This window comes from Ruegeria sp. D1(2025) (assembly GCF_056536425.1).
In genome coordinates, this window is the sequence record NZ_JBQFPO010000002.1 from 569,970 (window position 1) to 592,706 (window position 22,737).

23 protein-coding genes are annotated in these 22,737 nt (G+C 59.2%); 6 read left to right on the plus strand and 17 right to left on the minus strand.

Annotated elements, in window-relative coordinates:
• Positions 1–6 precede the first annotated feature (6 nt).
• Entirely contained in the window at positions 7–1,920 is a 1,914-nt protein-coding gene (locus tag ACR1XU_RS08485) for an ABC transporter substrate-binding protein (RefSeq protein WP_480905889.1), read from the minus strand.
• Complete coding sequence (locus ACR1XU_RS08490) at positions 1,913–3,685, minus strand: ABC transporter ATP-binding protein (RefSeq protein WP_480905886.1); 1,773 nt, start codon at positions 3,683–3,685, stop codon at positions 1,913–1,915. Before ACR1XU_RS08490 ends, ACR1XU_RS08485 begins: the two co-directional genes overlap by 8 nt.
• A gap of 233 nt (positions 3,686–3,918) precedes the next feature.
• Between ACR1XU_RS08490 and ACR1XU_RS08495 the strand changes: the two genes are divergently transcribed.
• Both ACR1XU_RS08495 and ACR1XU_RS08500 read left to right on the plus strand, forming a co-directional pair.
• Complete coding sequence (locus ACR1XU_RS08495) at positions 3,919–4,416, plus strand: class I SAM-dependent methyltransferase (RefSeq protein WP_480905883.1); 498 nt, start codon at positions 3,919–3,921, stop codon at positions 4,414–4,416.
• A gap of 24 nt (positions 4,417–4,440) precedes the next feature.
• Complete coding sequence (locus ACR1XU_RS08500; RefSeq protein ID WP_480905880.1) at positions 4,441–5,070, plus strand: glutathione S-transferase family protein; 630 nt, start codon at positions 4,441–4,443, stop codon at positions 5,068–5,070.
• Positions 5,071–5,080: 10 nt separating this feature from the next.
• Here the strand turns inward: ACR1XU_RS08500 and ACR1XU_RS08505 are convergent, their stop codons facing one another.
• On the minus strand, positions 5,081–5,470 hold the full coding sequence (locus tag ACR1XU_RS08505) for a DUF3307 domain-containing protein (RefSeq protein WP_170816776.1): 390 nt from the start codon (positions 5,468–5,470) through the stop codon (positions 5,081–5,083).
• Positions 5,471–5,684: 214 nt separating this feature from the next.
• On the opposite strand from ACR1XU_RS08505, the gene ACR1XU_RS08510 reads away from it, so the two are divergent.
• A complete protein-coding gene (locus tag ACR1XU_RS08510; RefSeq protein ID WP_480905910.1) occupies positions 5,685–8,681 on the plus strand; it encodes a cyclic nucleotide-binding domain-containing protein in 2,997 nt (998 codons plus the stop codon).
• Here ACR1XU_RS08510 and ACR1XU_RS08515 read toward each other — a convergent pair.
• From ACR1XU_RS08515 to ACR1XU_RS08555, 9 genes are all read right to left on the minus strand, one after another.
• A complete protein-coding gene (locus ACR1XU_RS08515) occupies positions 8,678–8,971 on the minus strand; it encodes a metalloregulator ArsR/SmtB family transcription factor (RefSeq protein ID WP_170807811.1) in 294 nt (97 codons plus the stop codon). The two genes, ACR1XU_RS08510 and ACR1XU_RS08515, sit on opposite strands and share 4 nt — an antisense overlap.
• A 112-nt stretch (positions 8,972–9,083) precedes the next feature.
• Positions 9,084–10,316: a mandelate racemase/muconate lactonizing enzyme family protein gene (locus ACR1XU_RS08520; protein WP_170807682.1), complete on the minus strand. Its 1,233-nt coding sequence runs from the start codon at positions 10,314–10,316 to the stop codon at positions 9,084–9,086.
• Between the two features lie 24 nt (positions 10,317–10,340).
• Positions 10,341–11,435, minus strand: a complete 1,095-nt coding sequence (locus tag ACR1XU_RS08525) for a Zn-dependent alcohol dehydrogenase (protein WP_480905877.1) — start codon at positions 11,433–11,435, stop codon at positions 10,341–10,343.
• Between the two features lie 81 nt (positions 11,436–11,516).
• Positions 11,517–12,716 carry a TCR/Tet family MFS transporter gene (locus tag ACR1XU_RS08530; RefSeq protein WP_480905908.1) on the minus strand — a complete coding sequence of 400 codons (1,200 nt, stop codon included), beginning with the start codon at positions 12,714–12,716 and terminating at the stop codon, positions 11,517–11,519.
• Between the two features lie 96 nt (positions 12,717–12,812).
• Positions 12,813–13,526 carry an alpha/beta fold hydrolase gene (locus ACR1XU_RS08535; RefSeq protein WP_480905874.1) on the minus strand — a complete coding sequence of 238 codons (714 nt, stop codon included), beginning with the start codon at positions 13,524–13,526 and terminating at the stop codon, positions 12,813–12,815.
• A gap of 13 nt (positions 13,527–13,539) precedes the next feature.
• Positions 13,540–14,328 carry a 3-oxoadipate enol-lactonase gene (pcaD, locus tag ACR1XU_RS08540; protein WP_170807685.1) on the minus strand — a complete coding sequence of 263 codons (789 nt, stop codon included), beginning with the start codon at positions 14,326–14,328 and terminating at the stop codon, positions 13,540–13,542.
• Positions 14,329–14,387: 59 nt separating this feature from the next.
• Positions 14,388–15,362, minus strand: a complete 975-nt coding sequence (locus ACR1XU_RS08545; RefSeq protein ID WP_480905870.1) for a threonine ammonia-lyase — start codon at positions 15,360–15,362, stop codon at positions 14,388–14,390.
• The gene (locus tag ACR1XU_RS08550; RefSeq protein ID WP_480905867.1) at positions 15,359–16,186 is read right to left on the minus strand and encodes an alpha/beta fold hydrolase; all 828 of its coding nucleotides are present in this window, start codon (positions 16,184–16,186) and stop codon (positions 15,359–15,361) included. The genes ACR1XU_RS08545 and ACR1XU_RS08550 overlap by 4 nt, the downstream gene beginning before the upstream one ends.
• Positions 16,186–16,872, minus strand: a complete 687-nt coding sequence (locus tag ACR1XU_RS08555; RefSeq protein WP_480905864.1) for a haloacid dehalogenase type II — start codon at positions 16,870–16,872, stop codon at positions 16,186–16,188. The genes ACR1XU_RS08550 and ACR1XU_RS08555 overlap by 1 nt, the downstream gene beginning before the upstream one ends.
• A gap of 126 nt (positions 16,873–16,998) precedes the next feature.
• On the opposite strand from ACR1XU_RS08555, the gene ACR1XU_RS08560 reads away from it, so the two are divergent.
• A complete protein-coding gene (locus ACR1XU_RS08560) occupies positions 16,999–17,427 on the plus strand; it encodes an FKBP-type peptidyl-prolyl cis-trans isomerase (RefSeq protein ID WP_170678317.1) in 429 nt (142 codons plus the stop codon).
• 21 nt (positions 17,428–17,448) lie between these two features.
• On the opposite strand, the gene ACR1XU_RS08565 is transcribed toward ACR1XU_RS08560, so the two are convergent.
• The 4 genes from ACR1XU_RS08565 to fabA are packed head-to-tail and all read right to left on the minus strand — an operon-like array spanning position 17,449 to position 20,285.
• Positions 17,449–17,640 carry a hypothetical protein gene (locus tag ACR1XU_RS08565; protein ID WP_170613469.1) on the minus strand — a complete coding sequence of 64 codons (192 nt, stop codon included), beginning with the start codon at positions 17,638–17,640 and terminating at the stop codon, positions 17,449–17,451.
• Positions 17,641–17,699: 59 nt separating this feature from the next.
• Entirely contained in the window at positions 17,700–18,491 is a 792-nt protein-coding gene (locus ACR1XU_RS08570; RefSeq protein ID WP_170613467.1) for an enoyl-ACP reductase FabI, read from the minus strand.
• 5 nt (positions 18,492–18,496) lie between these two features.
• On the minus strand, positions 18,497–19,726 hold the full coding sequence (gene fabB, locus ACR1XU_RS08575) for a beta-ketoacyl-ACP synthase I (protein WP_480905860.1): 1,230 nt from the start codon (positions 19,724–19,726) through the stop codon (positions 18,497–18,499).
• A 49-nt stretch (positions 19,727–19,775) separates the two neighbouring features.
• Complete coding sequence (gene fabA, locus ACR1XU_RS08580; protein WP_170807690.1) at positions 19,776–20,285, minus strand: bifunctional 3-hydroxydecanoyl-ACP dehydratase/trans-2-decenoyl-ACP isomerase; 510 nt, start codon at positions 20,283–20,285, stop codon at positions 19,776–19,778.
• Positions 20,286–20,476: 191 nt separating this feature from the next.
• On the opposite strand from fabA, the gene irrA reads away from it, so the two are divergent.
• Positions 20,477–20,896, plus strand: a complete 420-nt coding sequence (gene irrA, locus ACR1XU_RS08585) for an iron response transcriptional regulator IrrA (protein ID WP_480905856.1) — start codon at positions 20,477–20,479, stop codon at positions 20,894–20,896.
• Positions 20,897–20,902: 6 nt separating this feature from the next.
• On the opposite strand, the gene ACR1XU_RS08590 is transcribed toward irrA, so the two are convergent.
• Entirely contained in the window at positions 20,903–21,793 is an 891-nt protein-coding gene (locus ACR1XU_RS08590; RefSeq protein ID WP_480905853.1) for a LysR family transcriptional regulator, read from the minus strand.
• 85 nt (positions 21,794–21,878) lie between these two features.
• Between ACR1XU_RS08590 and ACR1XU_RS08595 the strand changes: the two genes are divergently transcribed.
• Positions 21,879–22,676 carry a phytanoyl-CoA dioxygenase family protein gene (locus ACR1XU_RS08595; RefSeq protein WP_170807692.1) on the plus strand — a complete coding sequence of 266 codons (798 nt, stop codon included), beginning with the start codon at positions 21,879–21,881 and terminating at the stop codon, positions 22,674–22,676.
• Positions 22,677–22,737: the final 61 nt, after the last annotated feature.

Below are 22,737 nucleotides of genomic sequence, written 5' to 3' on the forward strand. Positions count from 1 at the left end.
CTCCTGTCAGTCGGCGAAAAAGAACTCGTCTGGCCGGTGGACGCCGAAATGCGCACCGGGTTCCCACGCCCACATGGCTTGCTGAGGTACATTGCGCAGACGGTTCGAAACCACGATCGGTTGCGGTGCACCGTTCAGAATACCGATGGCGTAAAGCTGATCGGCATGAATTTTCAGCATTTCGGTCCAGACCGCCTGACGCTCTTCGTCGGTTGTGGCGATTTCCCATTTGTGGGCCAGTTCCATTAACCGCTCTGCCTCAGGCATGTCTGGTGACTCGCCCGCTTCGCCACCTGTCTGATGATACTGCCCCCATTTCGGCCACGCCAGAAACACCTGATCGGTCGGGGCCAGATAGGCGGGGGAAGTGTGATTTTGCGGGATACCGTCATCCCAGCCAAACCAGACGGATGCCATCGTATTGCCCGAGAAGACGCGGTTGCGCAGGATGTCACGGTCCAGCGGGCGCATGACCAGCTTGACGCCAACTTCGCGCCAGGTGTCGGTGACGATCTGCAATGCGTTTTCAACCTCTTGCCGTTCGCCAGCGGTTTCGATCACCAGTTCCATCGGACGTCCGTCAGGCAGCAATCGGATTCCATTGTTATCCCGCTTGTCTAGCCCGGCCTCGTCCAGAAGGGCATTGGCCTGCTCGATGTCGAACTGTGCCCAGGCCTGTGCATTTTTTTCGTTGTAGAAAGGTGAGGCAGGCAGCACCGACATGGCACCGGGCTGGGCCAGTTTGAAATAAAGCGCCTGGTTGATCGTCTGGCGGTCAATTGCGAGTGAAAGGGCGCGGCGCACGCGCACATCGCGCAACACTTCGCGCCAGCCATCATCCGAGTAATTCAGGTTTGGGTAGATTGCGATCTGTGACGCCACCCCAGTTTTCCAAAGCAGTGTCTTGTAGTTCCCCTTCTCCTCGCCCTTTTTCAGGATTGATGCGTCACGGAAAGCCAGCCCGCGCCCCTGCAAATCTGTCTCACCCGCGTTGGTCTTGGCTGCAACAAGGCCGGGGGCGACGATCTCCATCTCGACCACATCGATATAGGGCAGTTGCACACCCTTGGAGTCGATGCGGTGATAGTAAGGGTTTCGGACAAAGTTGTGCCGGATCTTCTTGCCCGAGCTCGCGTTCAGCCAGGGCTGCAGGGTTGGCAGTTCGTGGTTGTCGAATTTATAGAGGTTATCCAGCTTGTTGTGCAGCGCGGCCCAGCTTTTGACCCTTGCATCGTCAACCTGAAAGGCCAGATCTTCTGCATCTGCAAACTTCTCATGATATTGCTTGAGGAAGGCGGACGGGCGGTAAATGAAGGGGGGGCGGGCCTGCGCCAAAGATTGTAGGAAATTCGGGTTAGGATCGTCCCATTCGTACACGATTGTCCGTTCGTCCGGGAAAGTCACGGTCGGCAACTTGCCTTCGACTTGCAGGAAATCCGGCGGACCGGAGGGGCTGAGGAGTTCATTGTTGGCCACATCCTCCCACCAGTAGCGAAAATCTTCCGAGGTGAAGGGTGAGCCGTCGGACCATTTGTGCCCTTCGCGCAGATGCAGCGTGAACTTGCGGTTGTCTTCATTGTCGAACGAGGCCAGCAGGTCCGGGACAATTTCATAATTCTGGTCGAAACCGACCAGGCGGGCATACCCATAGACGACCATTTGGCGGATATCCTTGGACCGCGTCACCATCGTGCGCAAAGTTCCGCCGGGTGTGCCGAATTCACGCCCCTTTGCGGCCAGATCAACGATCAGGGGGTCCTTTGGCAAACGCTCCTGAACCGGGGGCAGGTTGCCTGCGTTGACTTCAGTGGCCCAGAATTCGCTTTCCTGGGGTGTCGGAACGGTCTCTGCCGTGGCGGGCAGCATCCAGGTCAGGGCCAGCGACGCGGCCAGAAACAGGGGACGAGTGGTTTTAAACATGGCAACGTACCTTATGGCCGGGCTCCAGCTCTATCAATGAGGGTACCACGGTGTCAGAGAAACGAAAGGCTTCTTCCCAGCTGCTCGGTGCCCCCGCGCCCAAAGCGACCAGTTTCAGGTCGATGGGGCGGTTGATGTCAGGTTCCGGTTGAGCGGCAATCAGCGCTTTGGTGTAAGGGTGGCGGGGATTGTAAAACAGGGTCTCAGGTGGGGCTTGTTCGACGATCAGTCCCCGTCGCATCACGGCGACCTCATCAGCGATGCGCGCCACGACGGCAAGGTCGTGGGAGATGAAGAAATAGGACAGGTTCAGACTGTCCTGTAGATTCTCCAGCAATGTCAGGATCTGTTCCTGCACCGACACGTCCAGTGCTGAGGTCGGCTCGTCACAGACGATCAGCAACGGGTCCAGCATCATGGCGCGGGCAATCGACAGGCGCTGGCGCTGACCACCGGAAAACGCATGCGGGTAGCGTTTGAGCATGTCCGCGTTCAAACCGACCCGTTGCAGCATCTCGGCCGCCTTGTCCCGCTGTTCGGAAACAGACCCGATGCGGTGGATTTCCAACGGCTCGGTCATGGCGTCCTGAATGCGCATGCGCGGGCTAAGCGAACTGTAGGGATCCTGAAACACCATCTGCGCATTGCGTTGAAACGCGGTGCGCTGGGCGCGTGTCATCTTGTGGACGGTGATCGGATCCGCACCTGCGGAAGTTCGGAACAGCACTTCGCCGCCCGGATCAGGTAGCTCGGCGCCCAAGGCGATGCGGGCGGCGGTGGTCTTGCCTGACCCGCTTTCGCCTACAACGGCCAGCGTTTTGCCCCGGGCCAGCTGCAGATCGACACCCTGACAGGCGAAGATTTTCTTGTCGTCCTGCCAACCCTTGCTTGAACGCATGGTGTAAGTCTTGCTGACGTCCTTCATCTGCAGGATCAGATCATCCTGCGGCATCGGCAGGCCGACGGCATCCTTGTCCGGGATTTCCGGTGCGGCATCAAACAGTTGCCGCGTGTATGGGTGCGCGGGCGCATTCAGCATCGGCTCGGCCGGACCGGCCTCCATCACGCGACCCTTGTGCATGACGACAACCTGCTCGGCCATGTTGGCGACAACGCCCAAGTCATGCGTGACCAGGATCAGCGCCATGCCGGTTTCTTTCTGTAGCTCCTTGATCAGCCCCAGAACCTGCGCCTGCGTCGTCACGTCCAGCGCGGTGGTCGGTTCATCTGCGATCAGCAATTCGGGTTTCGAGACCATCGCCATGGCGATCATCGCCCGCTGCCGCATGCCGCCGGACAATTCGAAAGGGTAAGAATCATATGCCCGCTGAGGGTCGGGAAACCCGACGCGCTCGAACTGGGTCAGAACCTCTTTGCGAGCCTGCGCCTCGGACGCACCGCGATGCAGCCAGAGAACCTCGCTGACCTGATTGCCGATCTTGTGCAATGGAGAGAGGGATCGCATCGGCTCCTGAAATATCATCGAAACGCGATTGCCGCGAATATCGCGCATCTGGCGTTCGTTGATTCGGGTCAGATCCACCAGACCCTTGGAATCATTCAAGGTAATTGTTCCGCTGCGAATCTGGGCCGTGCGCGGTAGAATGCGCAACGCTGCCCGGCAGGAAATGGTTTTGCCCGATCCGGATTCTCCGACCAAAGCAAGCGTTTGCCCCGCCTCGACGTCAAAATTCACGCCTTTGACAACAGATTCCGCACTGCCAAAGCCAATGCTGAGGTCTTGGACAGACAACAACGCATTCATGCAGGTTTACCACCTGTTTGACCGAAGGTCGGCATCGGCTTGTTCAACTCCCTGTGTTTTTTGGCTCAGTTTCGCGCGGTTAGTGCCGCATAGTCAAACCGTTCTTGGGCCCAAACGTCGCGGAAACGTGAAACCGGGGGCAATTTATCTACACAAAATCTTGAGTTCTTGTCATCTAGGGCAGTGTCGGCCACATCTTGTCTGTCGACTGCCATCAAGGAGAGATTTGCCCCGTGTCCGACAATCAAAGCCGTCTGGATCTGTTCATCGACCGCATGGTGTCACAGCGCGCCTGCCTGGATTTTGCCATTGCGCAAACCCGCAGCATGCCGGGTCCCGTGTTTGAGCTCGGGCTGGGCAACGGGCGAACCTATCATCACATGATCGGTCGTATTCAGGATCGCCCGGTTTATGTTTTTGAACGGGCGGTTGCGTCGCACCCGGAGTCCACACCGCCCGACGATCGGGTGATCCTTGGCGACGTGCGGGAAACTCTGCCCGCGTCGGTCGACCGTTTTGGCGCATCGGCCAGCTTGATACATGCGGATCTGGGCGGGCATAACAGGGCCAAGAACGATGCGTTCGCACGATTTGTATCGCCGCTGATCGAGCCGCTGCTGGCCGAGGGCGGATTGATGGTGTCCAGTGATCGCATGTATTTCGAGGCTCTAACCGAAGTGCCGCTGCCGGCAGGTGCTGTGGAAGGCCGCTGTTTCATTTATCGCCGCTGATCCGGACCACAGGAAAGAGCGCCAATGCTGTTTTATGACTGCTCAACCGCCCCCAACCCGCGCCGGGCCCGCATGTTCATCGCTGAAAAAGGGCTTGATATTGAAACCCGGCACATCTCGATCGCTGATCGAGAGCAGTTGAGCGACGATTTCAAGGCGGTAAATCCATGGGCAACGGTGCCGGTTCTGGTGACGGATGACGGCACAGTCCTGACCGAAAACCTTGGAATCGCTGCCTATCTTGAAGCGCGCTTTCCCAATCCGCCTTTGTTGGGCCGTGGTCCGGACGAAAAGGGACTTGTTTTGATGTGGAACAGTATTGTCGAGCAACAGGGCGGCGCCCCGATTGCCGAGGTGCTGCGCAACACCAATCCCTTCTTTCGGGACCGGGCGATCCCAGGACCGGTCAACTACGCGCAGATCCCCGAACTGGCGCAGCGCGGCACCGACCGTGTAGCACAGTTTTTCGATCTTCTGGAGCAGCGCTTGCGAAACAGCGCATTCTTGGCCGGGGCAGAGTTTTCACTGGCGGATATTTCGGCTTTTGTTTTTGTCGATTTTGCGCGGGTCATCAGAACGCGCATACCTCAGGAAAACACGGCGACGCTGGCATGGTTCGAGGGGATCAAGGAACGACCCGGCGCCAACCTTTGAAGCCAAGGTTTTAGGAAGCGTAGACCACCCAGGCCCAGACCATGGCGACGTAAGTCAGGTTGTGCATGAACTGATCCAGCCCGGCAGCCCGCCAGAATGCCGCCTGATTGGGTTGCAGTTGCCGCTTGTCCGAGTACCGGGCCTTGGCAAAGTCTATGTTGAAATGCACGAACCATTCCAGAACGGCGATAACAAGGATGAAAGCTATCGCGGTCCCGAACAGCAGAAACACAATAGCAGACCCCGCCGCATGCACCGCTGCATGCTGCGCGCGTCCCAAATGCATATATTCCCCGCGGCCCGACAGCATTTTTGCTGTCTGGAGATAAAAATCCGCGAACATATGTTTGACCTGCAATAAGCAGATCATCAGCAACACCGCGCCAAGTGTAGCAGTCAAAATCGCCTTCCCCATATCAGTCTGTCTCAAACTCTAGGTGCTAAATTGGGCTCGCGCAAATGAACTAGTTCACACAAGGGGGGAATTTTCGATCAATTGGAAACTATTTGCGTCTTTTGTTGGGATTGCGGTAAATTCGTACTGCTGAATTTAAAGATTACCATGACGTACGGGTCGATGACCTGAAGTAGGGGCGGGTTCAATAGAAAGAACGATTTTCCGGTTTATTTGGAAGTACTCCAAACGCGATCAGCTGGTGCTGCTGGCCGTGACGGCGACGCTGTTTCCATTGCTTTACCTGACGCTGGAACTGCCCAAGCGCATCATCAATGACGCCATCGGCGCAACCAGCAGCGTGGTCGAGGTCTGGGGCTACAGCCTGACGCAGACCAATTTCCTGATCATCCTGTGCTTTGCATTCCTGGCCTCGGTTCTGGCGCATGGTTTGATGAAGATGCGCATCAACACGATGAAGGGGATCCTTAGCGAACGGATGTTGCGCAGGTTCCGCTATCAGCTGATCAACAGCGCGCTGCGTTTTCCGCAACCTTATTTCGAGCGGGTCAGCCAGGGTGAACTGGTCTCGATGGTCACAGCCGAAAGCGAGCCGATGGGCGGGTTGATGGGCGATGCGATCAGCCAGCCGGTGTTGCAGGCCGGACAGATGATCACGATCCTGTCGTTCCTGTTTCTGCAAAGCGTCTGGTTCGGATTGGCAGCAGTGGCGCTGATCCCCTTGCAGGCCTGGCTTATCCCGCGCCTGCAGCAGCAGATCAACCTGCTGAACAAGAAACGCATTCAGGAAGTGCGCGTGCTTGCGGCCCAGATTGGTGAAAACGCGGCGGGCGCATCGACATTGCGGTCAAACGGCGGCTGGCGGTATCGTCGCGCGATGGTCTCGGATCAGCTGGGGCGGCTGTTCGGAATCCGGTTCGAGATCTACCAAAAGAAGTTTTTTATGAAATTCATAAACAACTTCATCTCGCAGCTGACGCCGTTCATGTTCTATCTGGTTGGCGGGCTTCTGGTGCTTCAGGGGTCGGTCTCGCTGGGGGCGCTGGTCGCGGCCTTGGCTGCCTACAAGGACCTGAGTTCCCCGTGGAAGGAACTGCTGACCTATTACAACCAGACACAGGACATGTCCCTGCGCTGGGACGTGGTGGTCGAACGCTTTGCACCTTCGGGAATGCTGGATGAAAGACTTTTCGACGGCGAACCTGAAACACGCCCGCATCTGAACGGCGATATCCACCTGAACCATGTCTCGGTGCGCGATATGGATGGGAATCAGGTGCTGGACGATCTGAACCTGACGTTTCCGGGTGGAAAGACAATTGGTATTTCGGCCCCCAGCGAGGAAGACCGGCGTGCATTGGCGGAACTGCTGACACGGGAAATCCTGCCAAGTGCCGGGCGCGTTGAAATCGGGGGGCAGAACCTGGCCGACATGCATCAGGGGGTTGTGGCGGCTCGGATCGGGTATGCCACGTCGCGGCCCGTGATGTTTCAGGGAACGCTGGGCGACAACGTCATGATGCCGATGCGGTTCAAGCCATTGTCGGACGGGCCGACCGATCCCGGATTTGCCGAAACCCAGCGCGCCGGAAACAGCCCCGATCCATTCCGGGCAGATTGGCTGGATCCGTCACTGGCCGGTCTGGACAATGCGCAGGCACTGCGTGCGTGGTGGCTGCAACTGGTCGAGGGCATGGGCTCGGGTGCGGCCCTGTTCCAGCGGGGCAGCGAGCAGACATTCGATGCAGCCGAGCACCCCGAGCTGGCGGCAAAACTGGTCGAACTGCGCCCGGTAGTGCAGCAGGCCGTTCAGCAGAATGGTCTGGAACAGCAAGCGCTGATTTTCGGTCGGGATACCTATAACCCGGCTTTGCCCGTGGCCGAAAACCTGCTGTTTGCCACCCCTCGCGTCCGGGTCACGCAGGATCTTCTGGCGCGCCAATCCGTGTTTCTTGGGCAATTGCGCGAACTGGGGCTGGATGAAACACTGGTCAGCCTGACCCGGGACGTGATCGACATGCTGCGCCAGATCTTTGGGCTGGATGGAACCGATCACCCTCTGTTCCGCAAACTTGGCCTTGAAGCCCAGACCTATGAGGCCGCGGTCGAGCTGATAGACCGCACCCGGGACGAAGGCGCGACAGGGCTGAACGATGAACAGCTGGCAAACCTGCTGGCGGTGCCGTTGGTGATCTCGGCCGAACAGATCGGGCCGGCCTTTACCAATGAACTGAAGGACCGGATTCTCGAGTTGCGTCACAGCCATTCTGACAAGCTGCTTGAGACATTGCATGACGTCTTCGTGCCGCTGGATGAAGGCGAGTTTGCACCGGGGCTGACCGTGATGGAGAACGCCCTTTTTGGCAAGGTCAGCCAGGTTGGAGGGGCCCGGTCCGACGAGTTGCGCAAGGTGATTGTCGATGTGCTGTCCGAAAACGGCGCGCGCCCTCTGGTGATCGAACTGATCTACAACGTTCCGGTTGCCCTCGGCGGGCAGAACCTTCCGGCGGTTTTCGCCGAACCTTTGGCCTTTACCCGTGCAACGATCAAGAAGCCGGACGTTCTGGTTCTTGAGAACGCGCTGGCCAGTTATGACATGAAAACGAAAGTGGCGGTCTACAAGAACCTGCGCGAGTTGTTGCCGGACACCACAGTTGTCTACCTGAATGATCAGTTCCAGAATCCGGATGCATTCGACATGCATGTGGAAATCAGGCAAGGTCGTGTCGTTTCAGGGGAGGGACCGATCGACGTGGAGGAAGACAGCGCCGCCTCAGCCGACCTTGCGCGCAAACTGCGAGCATTGGAGCAGACTCCCCTATTCTCGGGTCTGAACCGCAGACAGCTGCGCCTGCTTGCGTTTGGTGCGCGCTGGTTCGAGGCCGCGAAAGGCGAGGTGATCTTTCTGAAGGACGACCAGCCGACGGATGGGGCCTACGTTGTTCTTGAGGGCGAGGCGGGTTTGTATCTGCCGCAAAAGGACGAACCGGATCAGCTGATCACCAAGGTCGGACCCGGCGCGCTGGTTGGCGAACTTGGCCTGATCCGCAAAGAGCCGCGCGCGCTGAGCATGATTGCCGAAACCGATCTGTCCTGCCTGCGTATCGGTGAAGAAGAATTCCTTGCCGTCGTCGAAAACGATGCCGCAACCGCGTTCAAGCTGTTGCAGGTCATTGCCGGTTACGTTTCGAACTAGATGCCGCCGTCGGGTTTGCAGAACAGGTCATAGAGCAACGTGATGACCTGTGCGGTGTTGCCGTCTTTCAGTGTGTAGTAGATTGTTTTGCCATCCCGGCGGGTCGAGACCAGGTTTTCCTCGCGCAAGCGGGCAAGCATCTGACTGACTGCCGCTTGCCTTAGCTGCAACAGCTCCTCCAGTTGCCCTACAGATTTTTCGCCATCGCCCAGATGGCACAGGATCATCAATCGGCCTTCATGGGCCAGCGTCTTGAGAAATGCGGCCGCGCGGGCGGCGCTTTCGCTCATATCCGCAGGTTTTTCAGGGCTCAGTTGTTGGGACTGCACTTCGTTGAACGTCACGCGCGACCTGTCTACTAGTCTGTATTGTCAGCATTATGCCTGATTACAGTCGTGATTGTCACCCCTCGACAGCCGGGGCGCCGCCCTGAAAGGCGTTGCCGTTGACGTAGTCACAAGGTGCCTCCTGCATCTGCAGGTGCAGGCCATCCCCGGTATAGGGGTGCGCGCGGGCCAGTTCTTCATTGACGTCGATCCCGAGGCCGGCAGCAGTGGGCGGGATCACGAATCCATTGTCCACCTGCAAACTGCCGTTGATCAACTGGTTGTGGAACGGGGTTTCAATGGTTTCCAGCAGCAACAAGTTGGGTATGGATGCGGCCAGATGGATATTCGCGGCCCATTCCACAGGCCCCGCGTATAGGTGAGGTGCCATCTGTGCGTTGAAGATCTCGGCCATGGCGGCGACTTTCTTCATCTCCCATATCCCACCTGCGCGTCCCAGCGCGGGTTGCAGGATTTCTGCCGCGCCAGCCCGCAGAACCGCCCCGAACTCGGCCTTTGTGGTCATCCGCTCGCCTGTTGCCACCGGAATGCGGACGTTGCGGGCAACGCGCGCCATGTCTTCGATCATGTCCGGCGGTGTGGGTTCTTCGAACCAGAGCGGCGAATACGGCTCGAGCGCCTGACCCAGTCGGATGGCCCCCGCTGTGTTGAACTGGCCGTGGGTTCCGAACAGCAGGTCGGCCTTGTCCCCGACCGCCTCGCGTATGGCTTTACAGAACGCCACCGACATCGAGATATCGGACATCGCCGGCATATGGCCTCCGCGCATCGTGTAAGGACCAGCCGGGTCGAACTTAACCGCGGTGAAGCCGCGCCGGACCATTTCGGCCGCGCTTTCCGCCGCCTGATCGGGTGACGTCCAGAAATCGGTCAGATTGTGCCGGGGCAGGGGGTACAGATATGTATAGGCGCGAATGCGTTCATTCATCAGCCCGCCTAGCAGGGCGTAAACCGGGCGGTCCCGGTCCTTGCCCAAGATGTCCCAGCACGCGATTTCAAGCCCGGAGAACGCGCCCATGACCGTCAGGTCCGGACGCTGGGTGAAGCCGCTTGAATAGGCGCGGCGGAACATCAGCTCGATGTTCTCCGGGCTCTCGCCCAGCATGTGCCGTTCGAACACGTCCCGGATGACATGTTTCATGGCCTCCGGGCCAACCGACGAGGCGTAACATTCCCCCCAGCCGGTGATCCCGGTATCGGTCGTGACCTTGACCAGTATCCAGTACCGTCCGCCCCAGCCGGGGGCCGGAGGGGCCGTGACGATAATATCGAGATCCTGCAGTTTCATCAGCTGCCCTCCTGCCGGGTCGCGTTAGTTCTGGTCGAAGATAATGACGTTGCGTTTGGCCGAGCCGGTCTTCGTGTCGGCAATCGCCTCGTTGATCTGGTCCAGCGTCCAGCGCCCCGAAATCAGTTCATCCAGCTTCAGCCGCCCCTGTTCGTACAGGTCGATCATCCAAGGGATATCGCGCTGAATGACCACATCGCCCATTTTCGATCCGACCAGGCCCTGTCCCAATGCGGCAAGGATGACGGGTTCATAGGTAGACTGATCGCCGGAATGCGGCATACCGATCATGACGGCCTTGCCGCCGCGCCCAAGGTAACGCGGGGCCTGATCATAGGCCGGTATCGCGCCGACGGTAATCAGAACAGCATCCGCCCCGCGCCCGCCCAAAGCCTTGTATGCAGCCTTCCACGGCTCGTCCAGGCTGCCCAGCACGCCATGAGTCGCGCCAAACTCTTTGGCGATTTCCAGTTTCTCTTCGGTCATGTCCACAGCCACGATGCGCCGCGCCCCGGCAAGCCTTGCGCCCTGTATCGCGTTCAGGCCTACGCCCCCGGCGCCTATCACGACCACGTCCCGACCCGGGCGCAAACCGGCTGCGTTGACGGCTGCGCCAACGCCTGTGATCACGCCGCAGGACAACAGGCTGGCAACGTCCTTGGGCAGCGTTTCCGGGATTTTGACGATCTGCCTGTGGCTGACGACCACCTTTTCCGCAAAAGCGCCGCAGGCCATGGCCTGTTCAAGCGGACCGTTATCGGCTGTACGTAGCGGACCCTTGACCGTGTCGTAAGGGGTTTCACAGATCGTGGGTTTGCCACCTGCGCAGGACGGGCAGGACCCGCAGGCCCGGATCAGCGTGACAACGACCGGGTCGCCGACCTGGAACCCGCCTGCGTCCTTGCCCACCGCCGATATGATGCCAGCCGCCTCGTGCCCGTAAACGGCAGGCAGAAACCCGCCCCAGGCGCCACTGGCGTATGTTATGTCGGAATGACAGATCGCGACGGCGTGCAGGGTCACTTCGACCTCGCCATTGCCCGGAGCTGAAATCCGGACATCTTCAATGACAAGCGGTTCCCCGAACGCATGGCATACAGCGGCTTTGATGGTTTGCATTGTTGTTAACTCTCCCTTTCGCACACGGTGGCGTTATGGCGCGCAGGCTGCAAGGCGGAATCCGTCATCGCGATGTCGTTGTTACGCCACAAGAGGGCGCGCCCGGGAAAACAGCACGAAACCTGCAATCATCAGCACAAGGGCAAGAAGAAACGGCGCACCGGGCAAATAGATAGCTGTGTCCGGTCGCACGAAATGCGCGAATACGCCGGTCATCAGCAACGGAGAGATAATCATCGACAGAGCATGGAGTGAGGTCAGAACGCCCTGCAGTTCGCCCTGTTGGGAATCCGGTGTGGCCCGCGACATCATGGCCTGCAGGGCCGGGGTAATCACGGCGCCAAAGGCCGTGATCGGGATCAGGATCAGGGCGACAGTTCCGTTGGTCAGAAACGCCAACAGCAAGAAACTGATTATCTCGAATCCCATGCCGTAGATGATGGTTGCCCGCTCGCCCAGATATCGCGTGGCCGGGCGGATCAGACCGCCCTGCACGGCCGCCATGGCCATGCCGTAGACCCCAAGCGACACCCCGATCATCTGCGGTGACCAGCCAAAGCGCTCAGTCGTGAAATACGACCAGATTGCGGGATAGACATAGATTGACACCGAATACAGGAAGTAGACCCACAACAACGGTCGAATTCCCGGCAGTCCGGCGATAGCGCGCAACGAATTTGCGGTATTGGCACGTCGCCAGCTGAATGCGCGCCGGGTCTTGTCCGTGATCGTTTCCGGCATGACGAACAGACCGACGACGAAGGTCAGCGCAGACAACCCCGCCGCCGCCCAGAACGGCGCGCGGGTTCCGTATTCACTCAGCACACCGCCCAGAACTGGCCCAAGCACGAAGCCAACGCCAAAGGCGGCCCCGATCAGCCCGAAATTGGCGGCTTTCTCGTGCGGTTTTGACACGTCCGCCATGAAAGCCGCCGCGGTTGCGTGGGTGGCCGCGGTGATGCCGCCCACGATGCGCCCGGCAAGAAGCAACCAGATACTGCCTGCAACCGCCATGACCACGTAGTCCAGTGCCATGACAAACAGCGACACCAGAAGAACCGTGCGCCGACCATAAGAATCAGAAAGATTTCCCAAAATGGGGCTGAACACAAACTGCATTGCAGCGAATGCGGTGCTGAGAATCCCGCCCCAGATCGCAGCACTTGCCAGCGTTCCTGCCTGAACTTCGAGGATCAGTTCGGGCATGATGGGCATCACCAGACCGATGCCCATGGCGTCGATCATCACGATGCTGAGAACAAACAGAAATGGCAGACGCATGAGTACCGGTTTCATTGGTTTCTGCGCGGACCCTAGCGACCGGCCGCAGGGAAGGGAACATCCCTGTACCGTGTCGTGACGTCCGGTCAGCCGGGTTCAGAGTCCATGCTCGATCTCGCTCAGCAGTTTGGCCAGCTTTTCCGGCTGCGCGAAAAACGGTGAATGCGAACTGTCGATGGTGTGACGCAGGTTCGGTGGCGCGCAGTGGCTCATCGTTTCCTGGTATTCGGTCGGTATCGTATGATCGTCGGTTGTACGGATATATGCCTTTTTGACGCCGGCGTATCTTTCGGACAGCGGCAAAGGGGTGTCCTGAGGCCGGATTGGCTGAGGGCACATTCGTGCCAGCGCATATTGGGTCGTGCCGGTCGGGCAGTCGTGATAAAACAGATCCTGCACCCGGTCTGGATGAACGGTGTAGGACAGGCCGTCGGCAGATTTGTCCACGGCGTCAACAATCAGTTGCCGGGGCGCGCGTTTTCGCATCTCGACCATCGACAAGCCGTCATGCGGCACATACGCGCAAAGATAGATCAGGCCCCGCATCGCGTTTGGCTGAGCCTCGGCGGCGGCGCTGATCGGATATCCGCCCCAGGAATGCCCGACGATGAGTGTTTCCGGTGTTGTGGCCGCCAGAACAGCGTCCCGACACCCGTCCAGCGTAACGTCGCAGATGCGGGTCGGGTCGGAACCGTGGCTGGGCAGATCGATGGCATGGGCGGAATGCCCCAGACGTTCAAGTGCGGGGATAAGATCGCGCCAGCACCATGCGCCATGACAGGACCCGTGGGTCAGCAAAAAATCCGCCACAGTCGTCTCTCCTTCAGATATGTCCGACATCGGACAGGAAGCGTCGCAACAAGGCGGCGTATTGCTTGGGGTGTTCGACACAGGGCAGATGTCCCGCCTTGCGCATCAGTTCAAACCGGGAGCCGGGGATCAGGTCAACTGTTTCTCTGACCAGATCGGGCGGGGTCGAGCCGTCCTCGCTGCCGGCGATGCCCAATGTGGGCAGGCGCAATCCGCTGGTCGGCGTATAGAAATCGGTGCCCGATATGGCGGCGCAGCACCCCAGATAACCTTCGACCGGTTGGCGAACCATCATGTTGCGCCACAGCAGATGATCCGCCGATGTGCGATAGGCCTTCGAAAACCACCGTTCCATCGTTGCGTCGGCCAGTGCTTCGATCCCGCCAGCTCGCACCGCGGCCATGCGATCCTGCCAGATGGCCGGGATCGCGATTTTGGCGGCGGTGTTTGATAGAACCAGCGCGCGGATTTGATCCATCCTTTTGACGGCCAGGCCTTGGGCGATCATGCCGCCGATGGACAAGCCGACGAATACGCAATCCCGGACACCAAGATGGTCCAGAAGGGCCTCGGTATCCCTTATCAAGGCGCCCATCGAATACGGGCCGGGAGGCTGCGAAGACAATCCGTGACCACGCTTGTCGAAACGGATGATCCGCAGGCCATCCGGCAGATGCGGCAGGACGCTGTCCCAAAGGCGCAGATCGGTCCCAAGGGAATTGGCAAACACGATCGGTGCCCCGTCCGGGTTGCCGTCCGTTTGGTAATGCAGTTGCACGTCACCAAGATCGGCGATTTGCATGATTTCGGTCCCTGTCGATTCAGAGTTCGGGGTCAACTTGCACGGATTGCCGCCTGCTGTCAGGTCAGGAATTCCAACGCCTGGCCAAAAACTTGCGGATCGGCATTTCCGCCGGATGCCACTACAATGACCGCGTCGCCCTGAATCTCGTCCTTTCGGAACAAGGCTGCCGCCAATGACACGGCCCCGCCCGGTTCCAGCGCGATCTTGAGGCGCAAAAAAGCCTGCGCCATTGCCCGCAGGGCTTCTTCCTCGGATACCGCCAGCCCGGGACCGCACAAACGCTGAAGGATCGGGAAGGTGATCCGGCCGGGTTGGGGGGTCAGGATTGCATCGCACAGATTGCCCGCTGCCGCCGTGTTCTTTTCGATGCGGCCGCTTTCCAACGATCGTTTGACATCATCAAAGCCTTCCGGCTCGCACGGGCGAACCCGCAGGTCAGGCGCGTGTTTTTCCAAAGCCAAGGCAATGCCCGATGACAGGCCGCCGCCGCCGCAACACACCAGAACGTCCGCATTGGCAACCCCGGCTTCGGCTGCCTGACGAGCAATCTCAAGCCCCGTGGTGCCCTGTCCGGCGATTACTTGCGGTTCGTCGTAGGGCCGGATCAGCGTCAGCCCACGTTCCTGCGCCAGACCTTCTCCGATCTCCTCGCGACTTTCTGTTGTGCGGTCGTAGAGAACAACCTCGGCCCCCAATGCGCGGGTGTTTTCGATCTTCAGCCGTGGCGCGTCTGAGGGCATGATGATGACCGATGATATCCCGTTCCGGGACGCGGCCAGCGCAACCCCCTGCGCATGGTTGCCCGAGGAATAGGCAATGACGCCGCGCTGCCGGTCACTTTCTTCCAGCGCCGAGATTGCCGACCATGCGCCGCGAAACTTGAAGCTGCCGGTATGTTGCAGGCATTCGGGTTTCACCAGCACACGCCGGCCTGCGATTTCGTCCAGAAAGGGCGAGGTCAGGATCGGTGTTTCCCGCACATGTCCCCGCAGTCGGGTGGCGGCGGCTTCGATCAAATCAATGGTGCTCATGCGGCGTCCAGTACTTTGCGAATGACGGTCAGCGAAGGGGGCTCGTCCAGAAAGGGAACATGCCCACGGTCCGGCACCTCAGCCACGATAAGTCCGGGGTGACGAGTTTGCATTTGGGTAAGTGTTTCCCTTACCAGAATGTCCGAGTTTGCGCCACGGATGACACCAACCGGCAAATCGCGCAAGGCCTCGAACAACGGCCACAAATCCGGCACCACACCGGCAGCGGCTTGTTCGATCAGCGCGGTCCGCAAGGCGGGGTCGTAGCGCAACGACAGATGCCCGCCCTGATCTTCGTACTGAAACTCGGCCTGCCGTCGCCAGATGCTCAGAGGGACACCGGGGAAATGAGGGTCCATAGCCTGTTTCAGTTGCCGTGCCGCCTGATCTAGTGTTCTGGAAACCGGCGGTTTGCCAACGTATTCCATGATCTTGGCAATGCCTGCAGGTTCAATGACCGGGCCGACATCGTTCAGGATAACGCCGGCCAGCCGGTGGCGATGGCTGATTGCCAGCGCCATCGCGATCAAACCGCCGCGGGACGTCCCCAGAATGACCACCCGGTCGAGGGCCAGATGATCCAGCAATTCGATTGCGTCCAGCGCCTCGCGCTGGATGTTGTAGTTTGTGTGGTCCGGGTCATGATCGGAACGACCGCGCCCGCGATAATCCATCGTGATCATGCGGCAATTGGCCATGTGGGGCGCAAGGAAAGAAAAATCCCGACCATTGCGCGTCAATCCGGCCAGACACAGGACCTGAGCGCCTGTGCCGTTGTCCTCATAATAAATGCGCTTGTTGTCCGAGGTCGTGAAAAACGCCATCAAAGACCGGCCAGCTTTGGGATCGAAGTCAGGTCGGGCAGGACATGAGCGGGCGTCCACGGCAATCGGTCCTGGGGTTCGCCTGCACGGTTGACCCAGGCAGTCACGAATCCGTATCCGCTGGCGCCGGCAGCGTCCCAGCCATTGGAGCTGACGAACAGGACCTGATCGCGTTCACAGCCAAAGCGTTGCTGCACAAGGTCGTAGACTTTCGCATGTGGTTTGAAGACACCAACAGTTTCGACCGACAGCACGTCGTCCAGCAGATCGCCGACGCCGGCCGACTGCACGGCACCTTCCAGCATCGGCGGAGATCCGTTGGACAGGATGGCGGTCTGTAAACCACCCGCTTTCAATGCCTTCAGCATCTCGGGCACTTCCGGATAGGACTGCAGTTGCCAGTACAAATCCAGTAGCCTCTGTCGCAGGGCGGCATTGCCATCTAGCCCCGTGGCTTCCAATGCCCAATCAAGCCCGTCCTGCGTCACGTCCCAAAAATCGGCATGCGCCTCTGTTATCGCCCGCAACCAGGTATATTGCAGCTGTTTCAGGCGCCAGAAATTGGCCAGCTCGGGCCATTTCTGCCGTAGCGCCTCGAACTCCGGTTCACCTGCGGCCTGCCTTGCGGCGGCGGTGACATCGAACAACGTACCATAGGCATCAAAAACACAGGTGGAAATTACCATCGGACCCTCACTGCCATTCGGCGGCAGGTTGGCACAGGAGTTTCGTGGGTTAAAGGGGCAAGGGTTTACATTATCGTGTCATACCCTAGGTTGACCGGTTCATTCCTTACCCGGTCGGAGTTCAAAATGACTGAAATCAAACAAGGCGACACAGTGCGCATCCATTATACCGGCACCTTGCTGGACGGATCCGTCTTCGACAGTTCCGAGGGGCGCGATCCGCTTGAGTTCGTCGTTGGCTCGGGCCAGATCATTCCCGGTCTCGACACGGCCATGCCGGGTCTGGCGGCAGGCGACAAGAAACGGGTCGAAATCGCCTGTGTGGAAGCCTATGGGCCGATCAACCCGGCGATGCGCCAGGCCATCCCGCGCGAAGGCATCCCGGATGATATTCCGCTGGAGCCTGGTACTCAGCTGCAGATGCAGACGCCTGACGGGCAAGCCTTGCCTGTTACCGTTGTCGATGCAGATGAGGCCACTGTTACTCTTGACGGGAACCATCCCCTGGCGGGACAGGACCTGATCTTTGAGATTGAGGTGGTTTCGGTAAACTGACCGGAAAAGGCGAAAAGACCGTCAGCCTGCAATCATGCCGATAAGGCGGTCCACAGCTTCACGCACCGGTGGCTGAGTCAAAAAGACAAACAGCACCAGAAGGGATGTCAGCGTCAGTAACATGACACGACCCCGATTGGTCAGGAGTCCCGACTTGCGCCGGACCTGAGGTCCGCGCGCGTTGTTTGCAATGATCTGGTCTAGCTTGCTCATAAGCCAATCCCTGCCGCCGAAAAATGGTCAAATCTAGGCGTCGGCAGGGAAAGATATGGTCACATCGCCTCGGGCTGCGGCATTCCAAGGATATGGAAACCGCCATCTACGCGGATGATCTCACCTGATGTGCAGGACCCGGCGTCCGACGCCAGATAAACCGCAGTGCCGCCCACAGCCTCAAGCGTCGCGTTCGATCGCATCGGCGCGTTCTGATCGCAGAACTTGTAGGTCTTGCGCGCGCCGCCAATTGCGGCCCCGGCCAGCGTTTTCATCGGCCCGGGAGAGATTGCGTTGACGCGAATACCGTCGGGGCCCAAATCGTTGGCCAGGTAGCGGGTCGCCGATTCCAGTGCCGCCTTGGCCACACCCATCACGTTGTAGTTGGGAACAACCTTGTTGGACCCCTGATAGGTCAGGGTCAGCAAGGTGCCACCATTGTCCTTCATAAGCGGATATGCGCGGCGCGCGACCTCGATAAATGAATAGGCCGAGACATCCAGCGAGTGTTTGAAGTTCGCACGGGTCGTGTTCAGAAACCGGCCGGTCAGTTCGTTCTTGTCGGAATAGGCGATGGCGTGCACGACGAAATCGATGGTCGGCCAGCGCTCACCCAGCTCGCCAAAGGCGCGGTCCAGCGATGCGTCATCGGTAACATCCGCATCTACCATGAAATCGCTGCCGAGGCTTTGTGCCAGCGGCTCCAGCCGCTTTCCGAACGCCTCACCCTGATAGGTGAACGCCAGTTCGGCACCGGCTTCATGCATCGCCTTGGCAATGCCCCACGCAATCGAGCGGTCATTCGCCACGCCCATGATCAGGCCGCGTTTGCCCTTGAGAAGATCCGACATCATAGTCACCCGTTATACCTGGACAGGATCATGGAGCCGTTGGTGCCGCCAAAGCCGAAGCTGTTGGTCATCACGCTGTCCAGGCCTGCGTTTTCAACCACCTGAGTTGCAATTTCACCGGGCAGGATGCCGTCGGAAAGTGTGTCGACATTGATCGACGGAGTAATGAAGTCATTTTGCAGCATCAAAAGGCAGAAAATCGCCTCAAGCGCGCCGGCTGCGCCTTGCGCATGGCCCGTCATCGATTTGGTCGACGAAATCGGCGGTACGCTGCCCTCACCGAAGATACGGCGGACCGCCTCAACCTCGCCCACATCGCCGACCGGGGTCGAGGTGCCGTGGGCGTTGATGTAATCGACCTTACGGCCTTCGGGCAGGGTGGACAGGGCCAGGCGCATCGCACGCTCGCCGCCTTCACCGGACGGTGCAACCATGTCATGTCCGTCGGACGTCGCGGCATAACCCGTGACCTCGGCATAGATATTCGCGCCGCGTGCCAGTGCATGTTCCAGGTCTTCCAGAACCACGATGCCGCCGCCGCCGGAAATCACGAAACCATCGCGGTTCTGATCGAATGCACGCGAGGCTTTTTCGGGGGTGTCGTTGTATTTGGAGGACATCGCACCCATCGCGTCGAACAGACAGGACAGGGTCCAGTCCAGTTCCTCGCCGCCGCCTGCAAACATCACATCCTGCTTGCCCAGCATAATCTGTTCCGCCGCGTTGCCGATACAATGCAGCGACGTCGAGCAGGCCGACGTGATGGAATAGTTGATACCCTTGATCTTGAACGCTGTCGCAAGGTTCGCCGAAATTGTCGAGCACATGCATTTCGGCACCGCAAATGGGCCGATCCGCTTTGTGGCACCGTTTTTCAGCACAGTCTGATGCGCTGTCAGCATGGCGCTGGTCGATGGTCCACCGGAACCGGCGACAAGACCCGTGCGCGGGTTGACGACCTGGTCTTCGGTCAGGCCGGCGTCTTCGATCGCCTGGCTCATGGCGATGTGCGCGTATGCGGCACCAGGGCCCATGAAACGAAGGGTGCGCTTGTCCACATGCTCGGCCACGTCGATCTTGAGCGTTCCGGCGATCTGGCTGCGAAATCCGTGTTCGACCATCTGTTCGTTGGCTTCGATCCCGGATTTACCTGCCTTGAGCGAGGCGAGGACCTCTTCGGCATTGTTGCCGATCGAGGAAACGACCCCCAGACCGGTGACGACGACGCGACGCATATGCGTACTCCTGTATTCCGTTCCTTGTTACCAGTCCGTCAGCCGGGGTTCAGCTTTCGGACAGCGCAACCTTCATGTCCTTGACCTGATAAATCACTTCGCCGTCGGCTTCGACCCGGCCATCCGCCACACCCATGGTCAGACGGCGGGTTTGCACGGCTTTGGTGAAATCCACGTAATATGTCAGCATCTTGCGGTCGGGGCGCACCATTCCGGTCAGCTTGACCTCGCCCACACCCAATGCGTATCCGCGCCCCTGCCAGCCGCGCCAGCCCAGATTGAAGCCGGTCAGCTGCCACAGCCCGTCCAGACCCAGACAGCCTGGCATGATCGGGTTGCCGGGGAAATGGCAGTCAAAGAACCACAGGTCAGGATTGATGTCGAATTCTGCCACCACATGGCCTTTGCCATGTTCGCCGCCATCGCCGGAAATGTCTGTGATCCGGTCCATCATCAGCATCGGTGGGGCAGGTAACTGCGCGTTTCCGGGGCCGAATAATTCGCCACGGGCGCATTTCAGCAGATCATCCTTGTCAAAACTGCTCGGGAATTGGGCCATTCTGCCGCCTCTCCTGCCAGGGGTCCGTTCGTTATATCTGGCCTCGTCTAGCACCCGTTTGCAAGGGCCTGCAAGAGTTGTGGTCCATATCATGTCGCGCTCAGCCCATTCTTTGCGAATGAATTTCATTTGAAATTGTGGGGGCGAAGCACTTATATGTAAGTCAGCCAGAATTGTGGGTATCGGAAATCATGACACCTCAAAGCCAGAAAAGAGCCACGACTTGGCTTGTAGACGCCGGATTGCGCCCGACGCGCCAGCGTGTCGCTTTGGCCGAGCTGCTTGTTGGCGACGGAAGACACCGTCACGTCACCGCCGAAAGCCTGTTTGATGCGGCCAAGAAAAATGGCGACGCGGTGTCGCTGGCGACCGTGTACAACACGCTGCGCGCCTTTTGCGACGCCGGTGTTCTGCAGGAAATCACCGTGGACGGGTCAAAAAGCTATTTTGACACCAACACGCATGACCACCCGCACTTCTTCTGGGAAGACGAAGGGAGGCTGAGCGATGCGCCCTCGGATCAGTTGGTGATCCAGCGTCTTCCCGAAGCGCCTGAAGGGGTCGAGATCGCGTCGGTTGACGTTGTTATCCGCCTTCGCAAAACGCAGTAACACCTCTCAATCGCCGAGTTCAGCCAGAGCCTGTTCCGCCTTTTGAACATTGCTGTCCGCCGGACCGATTCCGTGACGTGCCAGAACCACGGGTTCTGCCGCTTCCGGGTTGGATATCGGCTTGCTGGTTAGCGGTCGCCCGTCATAGCTGAAATGGCTGTGCGGGATGGCATAGCTGATTGCGATTCCCTCGCCGTGGGCGGCAAGGCTGCGCTGGATTTCCAGCGAGGCCGCGCGGTGCGCGACGGTGGGCGACAACCCGTTTTGCCGGAACAGGCCCAGCACATGCTGCGCCGACAAACCCTCCTGAGACAGGATTAGGGGGTGCGATTCCAAATCCTTCAGTGAAATTGTGCCGTTGCCCGTCAGAATATGCTCGGGCGGCATCACCGCGTGGGGGATGTTGTCGAACAGGATGCGCCGCGAGAACCCTGCATCCATGCTCAGCCCATAGGTCAGGGCAACGTCAATGCGCCCATCTATCATTCCCGAAATCAGTCCCTCGAATCCGTCCACCTGATAAGTGATCGCGACGTCAGGCAGGGCATTCCGAAGTAGGTGCAAGGCCGGAGCCATGAGGAAAGGGGCCAGGTCCAAGAAACACCCGATCCGCAGCGTCGCCGCGCCGGTGTTGGTCTGGTCCGACGATTCCAGCCGCGCGGCACGGTCCAGCAGCGCCTCAGCCTCGCCGATAAACCGGCGGCCCTGTGGCGTGACGGCCATCGCGGCGCCTCGTTTGCGGGCAAAAAGCGGATACCCCAATTGCGACTCGACCCGCGTCAGGGCGGTGGACAGCGCGGGTTGCGAGACATTGAGTTGCTGAGCCGCCGCAGACAGGCTGCCGTAGCGGCCGATTGCGCAGATATATTCATAATGTCGGAGCGTAACGTATAACATGCCATTAATTCTAGGTTCGAAAGATATTATTTGAACAGAATTAATTTCCATGTGCAGATCGGGCAGGGAACGCACGGAGATCGAGATGACACACCCCCTTGTTACACAGGAAATGATTGACACCTTTCAGGAAGACGGCGTGGTCCTGATCAAAGGGCTATTTGCCGATCACGTGGAAGCTCTGCGCGACGGAGTGGCCGCAAACATGGCCGAGCCTGGACCGTATGCGTCCGACAACCATAAACAGGGCGAGACCGGACTGTTTTTCGACGATTACTGCAACTGGTCGCGAATCGGACAGTTTGAAGACGTGATCCGAAACTCTCCGGCTGCCGAGGTGGCTGCAGACCTGATGCAGTCGCGCAGTGTTCAGATGTTTCATGATCACGTGCTGGTCAAGGAACCTGGAACCTCGATGGCGACCCCATGGCACCAGGATGGTCCCTATTACTTTGTTGATGGCCAGCAAACGATCAGCTTCTGGTCGCCACTTGATCCGGTCAAGCAGGCAACCTTGCGCTGCGTTGCCGGGTCGCACCGGTGGGAAAAAGAAGTCCTGCCGACACGATGGGTTTCCGAGGAAGGGTTCTTTGCGGATGAAGGCCAGTACATCCCCGTGCCCGATCCGGATGCCGAAGGCATGCGGGTCGTCGAGTTCGAGATGGAGCCGGGAGATGCGGTCGCCTTCAATTACCGCACACTGCATGGAGCGCGGGGCAATCAGTCGGACAGCCGCCGCCGGGCGTTTTCGTTGCGGCTGGTCGGTGACGACGCACGCTATGTCGAGCGCCCGGGCCGAACTTCGCCCCCGTTTCCGGGGCATGACATGCAGCCGGGGCAACGTCTGCGCGAAGACTGGTTTCCGGTCTTGTTGCAGCGGTAGGGGACTCTGCCCCCATCGCCACAATGCCGCGCTTCCACTGCGGCATTTTCAAACAGACGAA

What these genes read in the sequence shown, in the direction of transcription:
- ACR1XU_RS08550 (WP_480905867.1), bottom strand. Translation starts at nt 16,186, where the DNA reads ATGGCGTTTTTCACGACCTCGGACAACAAGCGCATTTATTATGAGGAC.
- ACR1XU_RS08490 (WP_480905886.1), bottom strand. Translation starts at nt 3,685, where the DNA reads ATGAATGCGTTGTTGTCTGTCCAAGACCTCAGCATTGGCTTTGGCAGT.
- ACR1XU_RS08595 (WP_170807692.1), top strand. Translation starts at nt 21,879, where the DNA reads ATGACACACCCCCTTGTTACACAGGAAATGATTGACACCTTTCAGGAA.
- ACR1XU_RS08560 (WP_170678317.1), top strand. Translation starts at nt 16,999, where the DNA reads ATGACTGAAATCAAACAAGGCGACACAGTGCGCATCCATTATACCGGC.
- ACR1XU_RS08555 (WP_480905864.1), bottom strand. Translation starts at nt 16,872, where the DNA reads ATGGTAATTTCCACCTGTGTTTTTGATGCCTATGGTACGTTGTTCGAT.
- ACR1XU_RS08565 (WP_170613469.1), bottom strand. Translation starts at nt 17,640, where the DNA reads ATGAGCAAGCTAGACCAGATCATTGCAAACAACGCGCGCGGACCTCAG.
- irrA (WP_480905856.1), top strand. Translation starts at nt 20,477, where the DNA reads ATGACACCTCAAAGCCAGAAAAGAGCCACGACTTGGCTTGTAGACGCC.
- ACR1XU_RS08530 (WP_480905908.1), bottom strand. Translation starts at nt 12,716, where the DNA reads ATGCGTCTGCCATTTCTGTTTGTTCTCAGCATCGTGATGATCGACGCC.
- fabA (WP_170807690.1), bottom strand. Translation starts at nt 20,285, where the DNA reads ATGGCCCAATTCCCGAGCAGTTTTGACAAGGATGATCTGCTGAAATGC.
- ACR1XU_RS08590 (WP_480905853.1), bottom strand. Translation starts at nt 21,793, where the DNA reads ATGTTATACGTTACGCTCCGACATTATGAATATATCTGCGCAATCGGC.
- fabB (WP_480905860.1), bottom strand. Translation starts at nt 19,726, where the DNA reads ATGCGTCGCGTCGTCGTCACCGGTCTGGGGGTCGTTTCCTCGATCGGC.
- ACR1XU_RS08520 (WP_170807682.1), bottom strand. Translation starts at nt 10,316, where the DNA reads ATGAAACTGCAGGATCTCGATATTATCGTCACGGCCCCTCCGGCCCCC.
- ACR1XU_RS08515 (WP_170807811.1), bottom strand. Translation starts at nt 8,971, where the DNA reads ATGAGCGAAAGCGCCGCCCGCGCGGCCGCATTTCTCAAGACGCTGGCC.
- ACR1XU_RS08485 (WP_480905889.1), bottom strand. Translation starts at nt 1,920, where the DNA reads ATGTTTAAAACCACTCGTCCCCTGTTTCTGGCCGCGTCGCTGGCCCTG.
- pcaD (WP_170807685.1), bottom strand. Translation starts at nt 14,328, where the DNA reads ATGCAAATCGCCGATCTTGGTGACGTGCAACTGCATTACCAAACGGAC.
- ACR1XU_RS08525 (WP_480905877.1), bottom strand. Translation starts at nt 11,435, where the DNA reads ATGCAAACCATCAAAGCCGCTGTATGCCATGCGTTCGGGGAACCGCTT.
- ACR1XU_RS08570 (WP_170613467.1), bottom strand. Translation starts at nt 18,491, where the DNA reads ATGTCGGATCTTCTCAAGGGCAAACGCGGCCTGATCATGGGCGTGGCG.
- ACR1XU_RS08500 (WP_480905880.1), top strand. Translation starts at nt 4,441, where the DNA reads ATGCTGTTTTATGACTGCTCAACCGCCCCCAACCCGCGCCGGGCCCGC.
- ACR1XU_RS08545 (WP_480905870.1), bottom strand. Translation starts at nt 15,362, where the DNA reads ATGAGCACCATTGATTTGATCGAAGCCGCCGCCACCCGACTGCGGGGA.